This is a genomic window from Verrucosispora sp. WMMD1129 (genome assembly GCF_029581255.1).
Taxonomy (GTDB): Bacteria; Actinomycetota; Actinomycetes; order Mycobacteriales; family Micromonosporaceae; genus Micromonospora; species Micromonospora sediminimaris.
The window spans coordinates 2,030,632-2,044,782 of record NZ_CP120741.1; the positions used below are offsets into that span (position 1 = coordinate 2,030,632).

Sequence of the window (14,151 nt, forward strand, 5' to 3'; positions counted from 1 at the left end):
GCCCAGGAAGCGGCGGTAGTCTCGGCCACAGTTGGCAGTGGTGCGCCGCCGGCCGGGTAGTAAAGGATGAAGTTCTCTCGTCTGGAGGTCCCGTATGCCCGCCGAGCTGCTCATCGGCCCCCTGCTGCGCCGGGTCGTCGGCACTCGGGCCACGGTCTGGGTGGAGACCACGACACCGACTGTGGTCACCGTCCGCACGGCGGGCGGCGCCACCGGCACCGCCCCCACCTTCAGCGCGTACGACCACCACTACGCCCTGGTGGTGGTCGATGGGCTCAACCCGGACAGCACGACCCCGTACGAGGTGCTGATCGACGACGAGGTGGTCTGGCCGCAGCCGGAGAGTCGTTTCCCGCCCAGCGTCATCCGTACCCGGGCCACCGACGACCGGGACCAGCCGGTCCGGCTGCTCTTCGGCTCCTGTCGGGAGACCACCCAGCACGCGACCACCCGCAAGTTGCCACCGGACGCGCTCGACGCGTACGCCCGGCGGGTGATGGCCGACCCGGACCCGGCGGCCCTGCCCGACCTGCTGCTGCTGCTCGGCGACCAGGTCTACGCCGACGAGACCTCGCCGACGGTGAAGCGCCTGCTGCGCCGCCGCCGGCGACGTCCGGAGGGTGCCCCGAAGGACCAGGTGGTCAGCTTCGACGAGTACACCAAGCTCTACCTGGAGTCGTGGCGCGACCCGGAGATCCGCTGGCTCCTCTCCACCCTGCCGACCGTGATGATCTTCGACGACCACGAGATCATCGACGACTGGAACACCTCGGCCTCCTGGCGCGCCGAGATGCGCGAACAGCCGTGGTGGGCCGAGCGGATCACCAGCGGGCTGGCCTCCTACTGGGTGTACCAGCACCTGGGCAACCTCTCCCCGGACGAGATCGCCGCGGACCCGGTCTTCGCCAAGGTGAGCGCGGCGGAGGACGCCACCGGGGTGCTGCGCGAGTTCGGCGCGCGGGTGGACACCGAGGCCGACCTGGCCCACGACACCGAGCGCTGGCGGGCGGTGCAGTACCAGTGGAGCTACGCGCTCGACCTGGGACGCACCCGGCTGGTGATGCTCGACAACCGGTGCAGCCGGGTGCTGCAACCCGGTCGGCGGGCGATGCTGCCGCCCGGGGAGTGGTCGTGGTTTCTCGACCGCGCCCACGGTGGCTACGACCACCTCGTGGTCGGCTCCTCACTGCCCTGGCTGCTGCCGCCCGGCATCCACCACGTCGAGACGTGGAACGAGAAGCTGGCGGACTCGCCCCGGCCATGGGTCGCCGGCCTGGGCGAACGGCTACGCCGCGCGCTGGATCTGGAGCACTGGGCAGCGTTCCGTCGCTCGTTCGACGCGCTGGCGGAGCTGTTCGCCCGGATCGGCGCCGGCGCACCCGGTACACCCGACGACCGCAAGGGCGCCGGGCCGGCGTACCCGCCACCGGCGTCGATAAGCGTGCTCTCCGGCGATGTGCACCACTCGTACGTGGCGAGAGTCAGGTTCGCCGACCCTGGTGTACGCACACCGGTGCATCAGCTCACCTGCTCACCGATCCACAACCAGGTGCCGGCCGGGATGCGCCCGCTGATGCGGCTCGGGTGGGCGCGGGGCCCGGCCGGGGCGGCCCGTGCCCTGGCCCGCACGGCCGGGGTTCGCCGCGCGCTGGTCAAGTGGCGCAAGCTGGCGGGGCCCTACTTCGGCAACGCGGTGGCGACACTCACCCACGCCGGACGCGGGGCCGAGGTGGTCATCGAGGGCACCACCGGTGACGGTCACCTGCGGGAGGTCGCCCGGCACCGGCTCGCCGACGGCCGCTGAAATTTGTCGTCGGTCGTCAGACGTTCGGGCCACAATCCCCGGATGACATGGACAGCACCGGCGGTCGACCGGACCCCTGAGCCCTTCGTCGGCGACGAGCGCACCATGCTGGAGGGCTGGCTGGATTATCACAGGCAAACCCTGCTGCTCAAGTGCGCGGGCCTCACCGCCGAGCAGCTGCGCACCGCCAGCGTCGAGCCGTCCGGCCTCACCCTGCTCGGGCTGGTCCGGCATCTGGCCGAGGTGGAGGCGTGGTGGTTCCGGGAGAACTTCGCCGGTGAGCCGGTGGACTACCCCTACTACACGCCCGACGATCCGGACGCCGATCACGACGTCAGCGCCGCCGACGCCGAGGCGGACTTCGCCACCTTCCACCGGGAGGTGGCGCTGGCCCGCGCCGCCGTCGTCGGTCGGTCGCTCGACGAGACGTTCACCGAGGTGGGCCCGAAACGACGCACGTTCAACCTGCGCTGGGTCTACGTCCACATGATCGAGGAGTACGCCCGACACAACGGGCACGCCGACCTGATCCGGGAACGCATCGACGGCGTCGTCGGCGACTGACGGAGAGCGTGACTGGTCGGCGCCGGCTCAGCCGGCCAGGACGGCGCGCAGGTAGCGCAGGTCGGCCGGCCCGTTCCAGCGGTACGCCGACAGCCCGGCGGCCCGGGCCCCGCTGATCGCCCGGTCCTCGTCGTCGACGAAGAGCACCCGGGCCGGCGGCGTGTCCAGCGCCGCACAGGCGGCCTGGAAGTACTCGGGCGCCGGTTTGTGCACCCCGATGACCGAGGAGTTGACCACCACGTCCAACTCGTCGGTGAGGCCCAACGCAGCCAGGTCGGCGTCGAGCAGATCGGTGGCGTTGGTGCCGAGCCCGACCCGGATGCCAGCGGCCCTCGCCTCGCGGACGAACGTGAGCACCTCCGGGTCGACCTCACCGCGATAGCGCTGCCACTGCGCCACCGCCGCACGCGCCCGCCCGGCGTCACCCACGGACGGCGTGAGCGCGTCGGCCACGCTTGTCATCCAGTCGGCGTGGCTGACCTGGCCGGTGAGCACCGGTTGCAGCCGCCCCCACTGCATGGCGATCTCGCCGAGCACACCGGCGGAGAGGCCGTACTCCCGCTCCACGCCGGCGGCGACCGCCGGATCCCAGCGCCGCAGCACACCGTCGAAATCCACCAGGAGCGCCGTCGCGCGTTCCCGAGCCACTACCCGTTCTCCTCGCCGCGGCCCTGCCGCTCGTCATCCCCGTCGGCCCGGTTGAGCCGTTGACTGATCACCTGGGTCACCCCGCCGCGCATGGTCACACCGTAGAGCGCGTCAGCGATCTCCATCGTCCGCTTCTGGTGCGTGATGACGATCAGCTGGCTCTTCTCCCGCAGTTGCGCCAGCAGGGTGATCAGCCGGCCCAGGTTCACGTCGTCGAGGGCTGCCTCCACCTCGTCCATGATGTAGAACGGGCTCGGCCGGGCGCGGAAGATCGCCACCAGCATCGCCACCGCGGTCAGCGACCGCTCACCGCCGGAGAGCAGCGACAGCCGTTTGATCTTCTTGCCCGGCGGGCGGGCCTCGACCTCGACGCCGGTGGTCAGCAGATCGTCCGGGTCGGTGAGGATCAGCCGGCCCTCACCACCGGGGAACAGCACGGTGAAGACCTGCTCGAACTCTCGGGCGGTGTCGGCGAAGGCGCTGGCGAAGACCTCCAGAATCCGCTCGTCGACATCCTTGACCACGGTGAGCAGGTCCCGCCGGGTCGCCTTGAGATCCTCCAACTGCTCGGAGAGGAATTTGTACCGCTCCTCCAGCGCCGCGAACTCCTCCAGGGCGAGCGGGTTGACCTTGCCCAGCAGGGCGAGTTCCCGTTCGGCCTTGGCGGCCCGCTTCTCCTGCACCGGGCGTTCGTAGCGGACCGGCTCGGGCACCGGCAGACCGTCCCGTTCGGCGGCGGCCACCTCCGCTTCGGTGGGCGGCACCAGCTGACTCGGGCCGTACTCGGCGACCAGGGTTTCGACGGTCAGGCCGAAGTCCTCGGCAGCCTTGGCCTCCAACTGCTCGATGCGCAACCGCTGCTCGGCGCGGGCGACCTCGTCCCGGTGCACCTGACTGGTGAGCCGTTCCAGTTCCGCACCGAACCGTTTCGCGGCGGCCCGCACCTCCTGCAGCTCCGCCTCGCGGGTGGCCCGTTCCCGCGCCACCGCGTCGCGGTGTTCCTCGGCCCGGGCGATGCTGCTGGTCAGCTGGGTCAACGCCGTCCGCGCGCCACCGGCCACCGCGCGGGCGATGGCGGCGCCCCGGGTGCGCGCCGCGCGCCGGGCCGCCGCCCGTTCCCGGGCCGCCCGCTCGGCACCGGCCTGCCGACGCAGCGAGTCGGCCCGCCCGGCGATCGAGGCGACCCGCTCCTCGGCGGTACGCACCGCGAGCCGGACCTCCATCTCGTTCTGCCGGGCCTGCGGCACCATGGCGGCGAACTGGTCGCGTTCCTCGGTGGAGGGTTCCGCGTCGATCGGGGTGGCCTCGGCCAACCGCAGCCGCTCCTCCAGCTCGGCCAGGGTGGTCAGGTCCCGTTCCCGGGCCGCCTCGGCACGGGACCGGGACTCGCCGAGGCGGTCGGTCTCCGCCTTTGCCGACCGAGCGGCGGCACCCAACTCGGCGAGCCGGCGTGCCGCGGCGTTGCGGTGGCTCTCCGCCTCCCGCTTGGCCGCTGCGGCGTGCTGCACCGCCTCCTTGACCTTGGCCACCTCGGCACGCGCCTCGACCAGCTGCTCCCGCAGGTCGGCGCTGGTCCGCTCGGCGGCCAACCGATTGGCCCGGGCTTCCTCGACGGCCGCCTGCACCTCGATGTAACTCGGTGCCTTGGCCGACCCGCCGGCCGCCGCGTACGCGCCCACCACGTCACCCTCCCGGGTGACCGCCCGCAGCTCAGGATGTGCGCTGACCACCTCGGCGGCGGCGGACAGGTCCGCCACCAGCACCACGTCCCGCAGCGCCCGGTACACCGCAGGCCGGATCTGGGCGTCGCAGTCGACCAGGTCGGGTGCCCACTGGGCACCGTCGGGCAGTTTCGGACGCAATGCGTCGGCCGAGCCGGTCATTCCCGGCCCGGCGGGGCTGCCGACGAGCAGTCCGGCCCGCCCGGCGTCCGAGATCTTCAGCAGCCGCATCGCCTCGACGGCCTCGTCCACGCCGGTCACCGCGACCGCGTCGGCCAGCCCGCCGAGCGCCGCGGCGAGCGCCGCCTCGTGGCCCGGAGCCACCGTGAGCAGGCCGGCGAGGCCGCCCAGCAGGCCGGGTACCTGGTCGGCGCGGGCCAGCAGGGCCCCAGCGCCGTCCTTGCGACGCAGGCCCAGAGCGAGCGCCTCCTCCCGGGCCTTCCAGGTGGCGGCGTCCTTCTCCGCCGCCCGTTCCGCGTCCGACAGGGACCGGACCGTGGCCTGTGCCTGTTCCTGGGTGGCGACGGCCTCGGCGTGCCGGGCGTCCAGGTCGGCGTTGTCACGGTCCGCCTCGGTGGACTGCTCGGCGACCGCGTCCAGCTCCGCCTGGGCCCGCTCGGCGCGCGCCATCGCGTCGGTGTGCGCGGCGGCGAGCCGCTCGATCTCCTCCCCGGCGCTTGTGGTCCGCGCCCGGGCGGAGTTCACCTGCCCGGTCAGCCGGGCCAGGCCCTCCCGCCGGTCGGCGATCGCCTTCGCGGCGGCGACCAGTTCCCGCTCGGCGGCGGCGAGCTGACGCTCCAGCTCCTGGCGGTGCTCGACCGCCTCGGCGAGCCGGACCTGGTCGTCGGTGAGCGCCGCGCGCAGTTCCTCCTCCTGTTCGCGGACCCGTTCGGCCTCGGCCTCCAGTTGTTCCGGGTCGCGGCCCGGGCGCTCGTCGTCCGGCGTGGCGGTCAGGTGCCGCAGCCGTTCGACGGCGAGCTGCTCGATCGAGCGGAACCGCTCCTGCAACGCCGAGAGCTTGTACCAGGTGTCCTGAGCGGCGGCCAGCAGCGGGGCATCGGAGGCCAGCGCCTCCTCCAACTCGCCGAGGCGGGACTGCACCTCGGCGTGCTCCGCCTCGACCTGCTCGCGGCGCTGCCGAAGCGCGGTCTCGTCCGCGATCTCCTTGTCCAGGGTGGTCCGCAGGGTGGCGAGGTCGTCCGCGAGCAGCCGCAGTCGGGCGTCGCGCAGGTTGGCCTGGATCACCGCGGCCCGGCGGGCCACCTCGGCCTGCCGTCCGAGGGGTTTGAGCTGTCGGCGCAGCTCGACGGTGAGGTCGGTGAGCCGGTTGAGGTTGGTCTGCATCGCGTCGAGCTTGCGCAGCGCCTTTTCCTTGCGCTTGCGGTGCTTGAGGACGCCGGCCGCCTCCTCGATGAACGCCCGCCGGTCTTCCGGCTTGGCGTGCAGCATCCCGTCGAGCCGCCCCTGCCCGACGATGATGTGCATCTCCCGGCCGATGCCGGAGTCCGACAGCAGTTCCTGAATGTCGAGCAGTCGACACGAGTCGCCGTTGATCTCGTATTCGCTCTCGCCGGAGCGGAACATCCGGCGGGTGATGGAGACCTCGGTGTACTCGATCGGCAGCGCACCGTCGGTGTTGTCGATGGTGAGGGTCACCTCGGCTCGGCCCAGCGGGGCGCGCCCGGCGGTGCCGGCGAAGATGACGTCTTCCATCTTTCCGCCGCGCAACGCCTTGGCGCCCTGCTCGCCGAGCACCCAGGCGATGGCGTCGACGACGTTTGACTTGCCGGAGCCGTTCGGGCCCACCACGCAGGTGATCCCCGGCTCCAGCTTGAGCGTCGTCGCGGAGGCGAAAGACTTGAAGCCCTTCACCGTCAGGCTCTTGAGATGCACCTTCTCGACTCTCGTCCGGTGGCCGCCGTACCGTCGCCCGGCTGCGCGGACCCTGGTAAACCCGCAGACTAACCCGGGACCGGGTGGCGCACCCGACGCGACCCACCTGCCGGCCGCCGGACACCGACCGGACCACACGTCGCACCGAACGGCCGATGCGATCGGCTACGCACAGAGCTGCGCGCCGGCACATCGTGTCGGCGCGCTCGGTGCGGTGGTGCTATTCAGTTGTGGCGACCGGTTGGGTTCAGTCGCTCGTGCGGCGACCGGTGGGTCCAGTCGCTCGTGCGGACCAGGCAGGTCAGGTCAGCGCGGGCTCGGCCAGACGAAGCAGATCGTCTGCCTCCGCCGCAGCCGCCGCGAGCCGATCGTTCTCGGCACGCAGTCGCGTGACCTCGAACTCCAGTGACTGAACCCTGGCACGCAGTCGGGTGACCTCGTCGAGCAGGCGCCGGTCGGGCGCCGCACCTACGTGGCCGTAGAGGGCCTTCGCCATTTTTACTCCTTGATGTGCGCTGCCGGAGAGGCCGGCCAACGCGCGCCCCTGTGAACGCGACTACCATTCCCACAATTTCTGGGCATGGCCGGGCGCGACTGGCGACATCACCATATTGAGCCGACAGCCCCTGCTTCGTCAAGTTCACGCAGGCCGTAGATCATCTCGGCGTCGGCCACACCCGTCTTCGGGGGACTGCCACGAGGCGCGGACACGCTCTGTCCGGACGCCCCGACTCTACGCTCCGGAATCACTGAATACCTCACCCGGACGTACAGGCTCCTCTTAACTCTTCCTTAGCCAGATTGCTGCTGCTCAGACACAACACGTAGCGTCACCCCGGCCCGTAACTGACCCGTGGAGGCGACAGGCGTGCACGGCTGGAATGATCCGATCGACCCGGAGCACACCCCGCGGCGAGCGGAACCACCGACCGACGACCCGGCCTGGTTGACCGACCGGCCGGCGCCACGGTCGTCCTACCTGTTCGGCGACGACCCGGAGGACCCGTCCGACGGGTGGTACCGCGACCAGCCGACCGAGCAGTGGCGGTCCGACGCCACGCAGTCCTACCAGGCGGCGGAGACATACCAGCCGGCGGAGCAGCCGTACCCGGCGACGGGGCAGCACTGGTACGACACCTCGGGCTCGTTCCACCACGACACCTCGGGCTCGTTCCACCCGGAGACCGGCTCGTTCCGCCAGGGGCCCGGGCGGCACCACCGCGACGACGACCGCACCGCCGTCCATGCCGCCGATTGGCCCACGCACCACGCGTCGCCGCAGGACAGCTCGTACGCCTACGATGATCGGCTCGATCGGTACACCGATCAGGCAGTCGGGTACTCCGACCGGAGCAGTGCGTACGCCGAGCCGGTCGTCGTTCCCCACTACGGGCCGCAGACCGGGCACCGGGAGGTGGCCGGGGTCGACGAGCCGGCGCTCGAACCGACCGCCCCGGCCCGTCGGTCCCGCCGGCTGCCGCGCCCCCTGGTGATGGGCGGCGCCGCCGCAGCCGCCACCCTCGTGGTGAGCATCGGCGTCGCGGCCCTCGCGCTGCCCGGTGACGACACCCCCACCAACTCCACGGCCGGCGAGGCACCGGTCGCCAGCGCGCCCGCCGTGCCGGAAGAGGATCAGGAACTGGCGCTGGACCTGCCCGAGAGCCAGAGCCCGAGCGCCACTCCCAGCCCCAGCGTCTCCCCCAGCGCTGCGACGGCGTCGCCGTCACCGAGTCGGACGACCCGGCCCAAGCCCGCGCCCTCGCGCAGCACGGCCCCCTCCCGGCTCAGCGCCGAACGCCAGGGCAGCCCGAGCCGGGCGGCCTCCGCCGCTCCGTCCTCCTCCGGCGACGTCGCCTCGGAGGCGGCCGAGGTGGTCGCGCTTGTCAACGCCGAGCGGGCGAAGGCCGGCTGCGGCGCCCTGAGCATCGACGACAAGCTGATGACCGCGGCCCAGCGGCACAGCCAGGACCAGGCCGACCACAAGAACATGTCGCACACCGGCAGTGACGGTAGCGATCCCGGCGACCGGATCGATCGGGTCGACTACGCCTGGCGCACGTACGGCGAAAACGTCGCCTGGAACCAGCGGACTCCGGCGGCCGTCATGGACGCCTGGATGAACAGCGACGGACACCGTGCCAACATCCTCAACTGCGCCTTCACCGAGATCGGCGTCGGTGTGGCGAGCAGCAACGGCCCGTACTGGACGCAGGTGTTCGCCGCACCACGCTGAGCGCGAGTCCTTGTCGGGTCTGCGCTCGTTTGACCGGGTGGGTACGCCGAGACCCGGCGTACCGGCTCGGGCGGCCCGACGCCGCCCCCGCGACCTGCGGAGCTGGCGATGCGGTACGGCCTGGGCGGGCGACCGGCGCGGTGGATGCACCGCCGGGCGCTGCCGGCCGGTCTGACGTTCACGCTGCTGGTCACGGCTGCCGCCTGCCGGCCTGACCTCACCCCGCCCGGGGCGCCGACAAGTTGGCCGACCAGTTCGGCGCGGCACTGGCAGTGGCAGTGGCAGTGGCAGTTGGGCGGCGTGCTCGATCCGGACGTCGAGGCGGACGTCTTCGTCCTCGACCCGGTCGGCACCACCGCCGCACAGACCGCCGAGCTGCGCTCCCGGGACCGTCGGCTGGTCTGCCAGGTGCACATCGGGTCGGTGCGTCCGACCGACCCCGACGCCAGCCGCTACCCGGCACGGGTACGCGGCGCGACGATCGCGCGCAGCGGGCGCGTCTGGTTGGACGTACGCCGGTGGGACGTCCTGCGGCCGGTGCTGGCTGACCGGTTCCGGCTCTGCCGTGGGAAGGGTTTCGGCGCGGTGGTGTTCGCCGACGCCGACGGCTACGACCACCGGTCCGGCTTCGCGCTGGAATTCGACGACCAGTTGACGTTCAACCGCCGGGTCGCCACGCTGGCCCGTTCGCTCGACCTCTCCCCCGGCCTGCTCGGCGACCTGGCGCAGGTCGCCGCGCTCGCACCGGACTTCGACTTCGCCGTCAACGAGGAGTGCGTACGGCTTGGCCGGTGCGACAAGCTGTTGCCCTTCGTCGACGCCGGCAAGCCGGTGTTCCACGTCGAGTACACCGGCGACACCACCGACTTCTGCGTGACGAGCGTCGGCTACGGCTTCGCCTCGATCCGCAAGAACCGCACCCTGGACGCCTGGCGCCTGCCCTGCCCGTCACCCTGACGCGATCGCGGAGGCATCCGGCCGGGGTGGTGGTGTCAGGGGCGGGGCTTGATTCGGGGGCGCGGCTGGCAGCGAGGGCAGCTGTAGGACGACCGGTTCATGAACGCCTCGCGGCGAATCGGTGCGCCACAGCGACGGCAGGGCTGCCCCTCCCGTCCGTACGCGTTCAACGACCTGTCGAAGTAGCCGCTCTCGCCGTTGACGTTGACGTAGAGGGCGTCGAAGCTCGTGCCACCCGCGGTGATCGCCTCGTCGAGGACGTCCCGTACGTGCGCGAGCAGCCGCTGGGCGGCCGGGCCGGTAAGCGCGTCGGTGGACCGGGTGCCGTGCAGCCCGGCCCGCCACAGCGCCTCGTCGGCGTAGATGTTGCCCACGCCGGAGATCAGGCTCTGGTCGAGCAGCGCCCGCTTCACCTCGGTACGCCGCCGACGCAGCGCGGCCACGAACTCCGCGTCGGAGAACTCCGGGTCCAGCGGGTCGCGGGCGATGTGGGCGATTTCCGCCGGCAGTGTGCCACCGCCCTCGCTGACCGAGAGCCCGCCGAACGTGCGCTGGTCGACGAAGCGCAGCTCGGGCCCGCCGTCGTCGAAGCGGAACCGGACCCGCAGATGCGTCTCGTCCGGCGCGTCCGTCGGTTGCAGCAGCAGTTGCCCGGACATCCCGAGGTGTCCGACGACGGCGTCCCCGCTGTCCAGCGGCAGCCAGAGATACTTTCCGCGTCGTCGGACGTCGAGCACCTTCCGGCCGGCCAGTACGTCCGCGAAGTGCGCTCCGCCGGGCGCATGGCGACGAACCGCCCGGGGGTGGCGCACCTCCACGGCGTGGATCCGGCGGCCGATGACCCAGCGGGACAGGCCCTGCCGGACGGTCTCCACCTCCGGCAGCTCAGGCATGGTGCGCCTGGGCTCCGACCTCGCCCACCACGTTCCGCTGGCCGTCCATCGCCACGTTCACCTGCTCGTTTGCCGACCCGTCGGCGGTCGTACCGGTCCGGCCATCGGCGGTCGCCCCATCCTGGCCGTCGGCGGTCGCCTCCGCCTGCTCGGTGAGGGTCCGCCACGCCGACTCCGCAGCCCGCTGCTCGGCCTCCTTCTTGCTCCGCCCGTCAGCGCCGCCGTACCGGTTGCCGGCGACCACCACCCAGGCGGTGAAGGTTTTCAGGTGGTCGGGCCCGGTGCCCTCGATCCGGTATTCCGGAACGCCGAGGCCGAGCGCGGCGGTCAGTTCCTGAAGGCTGGTCTTCCAGTCGAGCGCGGCGCCCCGGCCGGCGGACTCGGCCATCAGCGGGTCGAACAGCCGGTGGATGACGATGGCGGCGGTGTCCAGGCCGTACTGGAGGTAGATCGCGCCGAGCAGCGCTTCGAGGGTGTCGGCGAGGATGCTGGCCTTGTCCCGACCCCCGGTGGTCTCCTCGCCCTTGCCGAGCAGCAGGTAGGGGCCGAGCCCGTCCGGGCCCAGGCCGCGTGCCACGTCGGCTAGCGCACGCATGTTGACCACGCTGGCCCGCAGCTTCGCCAGCTGGCCCTCGGGCAGGTCGGGGTGGTTCTGGAAGAGCGCGGTGGTGATCACCACACCCAGCACCGAGTCGCCGAGGAACTCCAGCCGCTCGTTGGTGGGCAGCCCGCCGTTCTCGTACGCGTACGAACGGTGGGTGAGCGCGCGTTCCAGCAACTCCGGATCCAGTGAGACGCCGAAGGCGGCCTCCAGGTGGCCGATTGCCGGCCGCCGACGCTTGTCGTTGCTCATGATGTGCGTACCTCGGTGTCGGTCGTGCGATCGGTGCGGTTCTCGGCGAGCAGCGCGGCGACCCGCTCGGTGGCGTCACGCCGCCAGAGACGGGCGGCCAGGGCGATGCCGGAGGCGATGTCATCGGCGCGGGCGGCGCCATGGCAGACGACGACGGTGCCGGCCACGCCGAGCAGCGCGGCCGCCCGGGGCGCGCCGCCACCGGGCGGGGTCCCGCCGGCCATCGCGTACGCGCCTTCGACGGCTTTGAGCAGCACGTTACCGGTGAAACCGTCGGTGACCACCACATCGGCCCGCGTGCCGAGGCAGACGTCGTACCCCTCGACGAGCCCGACGTAGCGGGCCTCGCCGGGCAGTGCCGCCGCGCTGAGCACGGGGTCGGTGAGCCGCCGGGCACGGTCACCCTTGCCGGCTTCGGTGCCCACGGAGAGCAGCCCCACCCGGGGCGCGGCGACGCCGTGGGCGACTGCGGCGTAGGCGGCACCGAGCGCGGCGTGCCGGGCGAGAGTCGCCGGGTTCGGTTCCAGTGAGCCGCCGACGTCGAGCAGGACGACGGTGCCGGAGACGGCGGGCAGCGCGGCAGCGAGGGCCGGGCGCCGCACATCGGGCCAGCGTCCGAGGCCGAGGGCGGCGGCGGTGACGGTTGCGCCGGTGGAGCCGGCGGAGACCACCGCGTCGGCGTACCCGGCACGAACCGCCGCCACGGCCGCTCGGACGGTGGTCTCGGCGCGTGCCGCGCTGGGGTCGTCGGCCATCTCGACGACGGAGTGTGTCGGGCGGACCGTGATCCGGTCCCGTTGTGCCGGGTCCAGGGCGTCGATCAGCGCGCCGGCGGCCCTGGTCGGCCCGACGAGAAGCAGGTGCAGGTCCGGGTCGTCGCACACCGCCCGCAGAGCGCCGTCCACCACGACGGCGGGAGCCTCGTCCCCGCCGAGGAGGTCAACGGCGATCCGTGCGATGCCCGACTCCGTCTCGACGCCGACCGGCCTGGACCGGCCGGCGTCGGCCGGAGTTGCTGGCGATCGCCGGGGGGTGTGCGTCACCCGACCTGTGGTCGGAGACGTCACGCGCCGTCCGGGTCAGACCTCAAGGACCTGGCGGCCGTTGTAGGTGCCGCAGACCGAGCAGGCGGCGTGCGGCAGCTTCGCGGACTTGCACTGCGGGCAGGCGACGGTCGCGACCGCCGCGGCCTTCCAGTTCGCCCGGCGGGACCGGGTGTTGCTGCGCGACATCTTGCGCTTGGGGACGGCCACGGTTCTTACTCCTCTGTACGGGTCAGTTGCGACAGGCCCGCCCAACGCGGGTCGATCTGCTGGTGGCTGTGATCGGCCGGCAGATCGTCCCAGTGCACCCCGCATTCGGGGCACAGACCTGGGCAGTCCTGGCGGCAGAGCGGATTGTTCGGCAGCGCGAGCACCACCGCGTCCCGCAACGCCGGTTCCAGGTCGATCAGGTCTCCCTGCATTCGACCCACTTCGTCCTCTTCGGTGGTGGCGTCCGTGGTGCTGTTCTCGTACGCGTACAGCTCCTGGATCGTCACCGTCACCGAGTCGTTGATCTCGCGCAGGCAGCGACTGCACTCGCCCTGGATCGGACCGCTGACGGTCCCCGAGACGAGCACACCCTCGGACACCGACTCCATCCGCAGATCGAGGTCGAGGCCCGCGCCCTCCGGCACGCCGATCAACTCCACGCCGAGGTCCGACGGTGCCGGGACCACCCGTTCGACGGTACGCAGAGCACCAGGTCGACGCGGCAGCTCCCTCGTGTCGAGGACCAGCGGCGACCTGGGGTCGAGTGAAGTGGGTGAGTTCTTGGGCATAGTCAGACTCCGGCCGGTGAGAGGCCGACAAACGAGGTTACCTGGACGGACGCTCCAGCGTCGAATCGGGGGTGACCGGCCGTCCCGGCACCGGGAGCAGCGGATGATCCCGGCACTGGCGGACAGTCCGGCCGGCAGCGGACGATCCGTTCGACGACCCCGTGTGGTGGTCAGAAGGGCAGCGGACGCTCCGCCTCGTCGCCGGCGAAGGTGCCGATCTCCCGCAGCGCATGCATCTTGTCCCGGCCGCGCTCTATCGAGGCCAGCGCCCGGGTGAGGAACTGCTCGAAGTTGGCCAAGGCGGTGTCGACGTAGTCGTCGACCTCCTCGCGCAGCCGCTGCGCCTCCGCCCGTGCTTCGGCGATGATCCGGGCGCCCTCGTGCTCGGCGGAGACGGTGATCTCGTTCACCGAGACCAGGCGGGCGTGTTCCGCCTCACCCTCGCTGATGATGCGGTCGGCCTCCCGCTTGCCGGCCTCCATGATCTTGTCACGCTCCTCCAGCAGGGCGGCGGCGCGGCGCAGGTCGGCAGGGAGTTCGGCGCGCAGTTCGTCGAGGGCCGCGACCATCTCACCCCGGTCGACCATGCAGTTGTTGCGCGACATCGGCACGGAGCGCGCCTGCTCCACGATGGTGATCAGTTCGTCGATGCGGTCGAGCGGGTCCACCGGTACCTCACTCCTGTCGTTCGTCGGGCCGACCTACATCATGCGGGCTGCGGCCGGTTTCCCGCTTCACCCATGATGTCGTCCCGCACCAACCC

The 14,151-nt window shown here is 71.9% G+C and carries 13 protein-coding genes; 4 read left to right on the forward strand and 9 right to left on the reverse strand.

Annotated features, from left to right (window positions below):
• The first annotated feature begins 94 nt into the window (after window positions 1-94).
• Together O7624_RS09220 and O7624_RS09225 are read left to right on the forward strand one after the other, a co-directional pair.
• Entirely contained in the window at window positions 95-1,804 is a 1,710-nt protein-coding gene (locus O7624_RS09220; RefSeq protein WP_282239696.1) for an alkaline phosphatase D family protein, read from the forward strand.
• A 42-nt stretch (window positions 1,805-1,846) separates the two neighbouring features.
• The gene (locus O7624_RS09225; RefSeq protein WP_282239697.1) at window positions 1,847-2,368 is read left to right on the forward strand and encodes a DinB family protein; all 522 of its coding nucleotides are present in this window, start codon (window positions 1,847-1,849) and stop codon (window positions 2,366-2,368) included.
• Between the two features lie 27 nt (window positions 2,369-2,395).
• Here the strand turns inward: O7624_RS09225 and O7624_RS09230 are convergent, their stop codons facing one another.
• The 3 genes from O7624_RS09230 to O7624_RS09240 form a co-directional block, all read right to left on the reverse strand.
• Entirely contained in the window at window positions 2,396-3,016 is a 621-nt protein-coding gene (locus tag O7624_RS09230; protein ID WP_282239698.1) for an HAD-IA family hydrolase, read from the reverse strand.
• The gene (gene smc, locus O7624_RS09235; protein WP_282239699.1) at window positions 3,016-6,630 is read right to left on the reverse strand and encodes a chromosome segregation protein SMC; all 3,615 of its coding nucleotides are present in this window, start codon (window positions 6,628-6,630) and stop codon (window positions 3,016-3,018) included. The genes O7624_RS09230 and smc overlap by 1 nt, the downstream gene beginning before the upstream one ends.
• 301 nt (window positions 6,631-6,931) lie before the next feature.
• Window positions 6,932-7,126: a hypothetical protein gene (locus tag O7624_RS09240; protein WP_093401709.1), complete on the reverse strand. Its 195-nt coding sequence runs from the start codon at window positions 7,124-7,126 to the stop codon at window positions 6,932-6,934.
• A gap of 372 nt (window positions 7,127-7,498) precedes the next feature.
• Here O7624_RS09240 and O7624_RS09245 point away from each other — a divergent pair, with 372 nt between their 5' ends.
• Entirely contained in the window at window positions 7,499-8,863 is a 1,365-nt protein-coding gene (locus O7624_RS09245; RefSeq protein ID WP_282239700.1) for a CAP domain-containing protein, read from the forward strand.
• Between the two features lie 108 nt (window positions 8,864-8,971).
• The gene (locus tag O7624_RS09250) at window positions 8,972-9,820 is read left to right on the forward strand and encodes an endo alpha-1,4 polygalactosaminidase (protein WP_282239701.1); all 849 of its coding nucleotides are present in this window, start codon (window positions 8,972-8,974) and stop codon (window positions 9,818-9,820) included.
• A gap of 35 nt (window positions 9,821-9,855) precedes the next feature.
• Here O7624_RS09250 and mutM read toward each other — a convergent pair whose 3' ends face one another.
• The 6 genes from mutM to O7624_RS09280 form a co-directional block, all read right to left on the reverse strand.
• Entirely contained in the window at window positions 9,856-10,713 is an 858-nt protein-coding gene (gene mutM / locus O7624_RS09255; protein WP_282239702.1) for a bifunctional DNA-formamidopyrimidine glycosylase/DNA-(apurinic or apyrimidinic site) lyase, read from the reverse strand.
• The gene (rnc, locus tag O7624_RS09260) at window positions 10,706-11,566 is read right to left on the reverse strand and encodes a ribonuclease III (RefSeq protein ID WP_232511031.1); all 861 of its coding nucleotides are present in this window, start codon (window positions 11,564-11,566) and stop codon (window positions 10,706-10,708) included. Before rnc ends, mutM begins: the two co-directional genes overlap by 8 nt.
• A complete protein-coding gene (locus O7624_RS09265) occupies window positions 11,563-12,525 on the reverse strand; it encodes a phosphate acyltransferase PlsX (RefSeq protein WP_232511053.1) in 963 nt (320 codons plus the stop codon). The genes rnc and O7624_RS09265 overlap by 4 nt, the downstream gene beginning before the upstream one ends.
• 120 nt (window positions 12,526-12,645) lie before the next feature.
• Window positions 12,646-12,819 (reverse strand): 50S ribosomal protein L32, encoded by a 174-nt coding sequence (gene rpmF / locus O7624_RS09270; protein WP_091435485.1) that lies wholly within the window; start codon window positions 12,817-12,819, stop codon window positions 12,646-12,648.
• A gap of 5 nt (window positions 12,820-12,824) precedes the next feature.
• Window positions 12,825-13,388, reverse strand: coding sequence for a YceD family protein (locus tag O7624_RS09275; RefSeq protein ID WP_093401714.1), 564 nt, complete (start codon window positions 13,386-13,388; stop codon window positions 12,825-12,827).
• 170 nt (window positions 13,389-13,558) lie between these two features.
• A complete protein-coding gene (locus tag O7624_RS09280) occupies window positions 13,559-14,056 on the reverse strand; it encodes a hypothetical protein (RefSeq protein WP_093401715.1) in 498 nt (165 codons plus the stop codon).
• Window positions 14,057-14,151 lie beyond the last annotated feature (95 nt).

Excerpts from the sequence above, each read along its gene's own strand:
- O7624_RS09220 (WP_282239696.1), top strand. The coding sequence starts at position 95 with ATGCCCGCCGAGCTGCTCATCGGCCCCCTGCTGCGCCGGGTCGTCGGC.
- O7624_RS09225 (WP_282239697.1), top strand. The coding sequence starts at position 1,847 with ATGACATGGACAGCACCGGCGGTCGACCGGACCCCTGAGCCCTTCGTC.
- O7624_RS09240 (WP_093401709.1), bottom strand. The coding sequence starts at position 7,126 with ATGGCGAAGGCCCTCTACGGCCACGTAGGTGCGGCGCCCGACCGGCGC.
- O7624_RS09250 (WP_282239701.1), top strand. The coding sequence starts at position 8,972 with ATGCGGTACGGCCTGGGCGGGCGACCGGCGCGGTGGATGCACCGCCGG.
- mutM (WP_282239702.1), bottom strand. The coding sequence starts at position 10,713 with ATGCCTGAGCTGCCGGAGGTGGAGACCGTCCGGCAGGGCCTGTCCCGC.
- rnc (WP_232511031.1), bottom strand. The coding sequence starts at position 11,566 with ATGAGCAACGACAAGCGTCGGCGGCCGGCAATCGGCCACCTGGAGGCC.
- O7624_RS09275 (WP_093401714.1), bottom strand. The coding sequence starts at position 13,388 with ATGCCCAAGAACTCACCCACTTCACTCGACCCCAGGTCGCCGCTGGTC.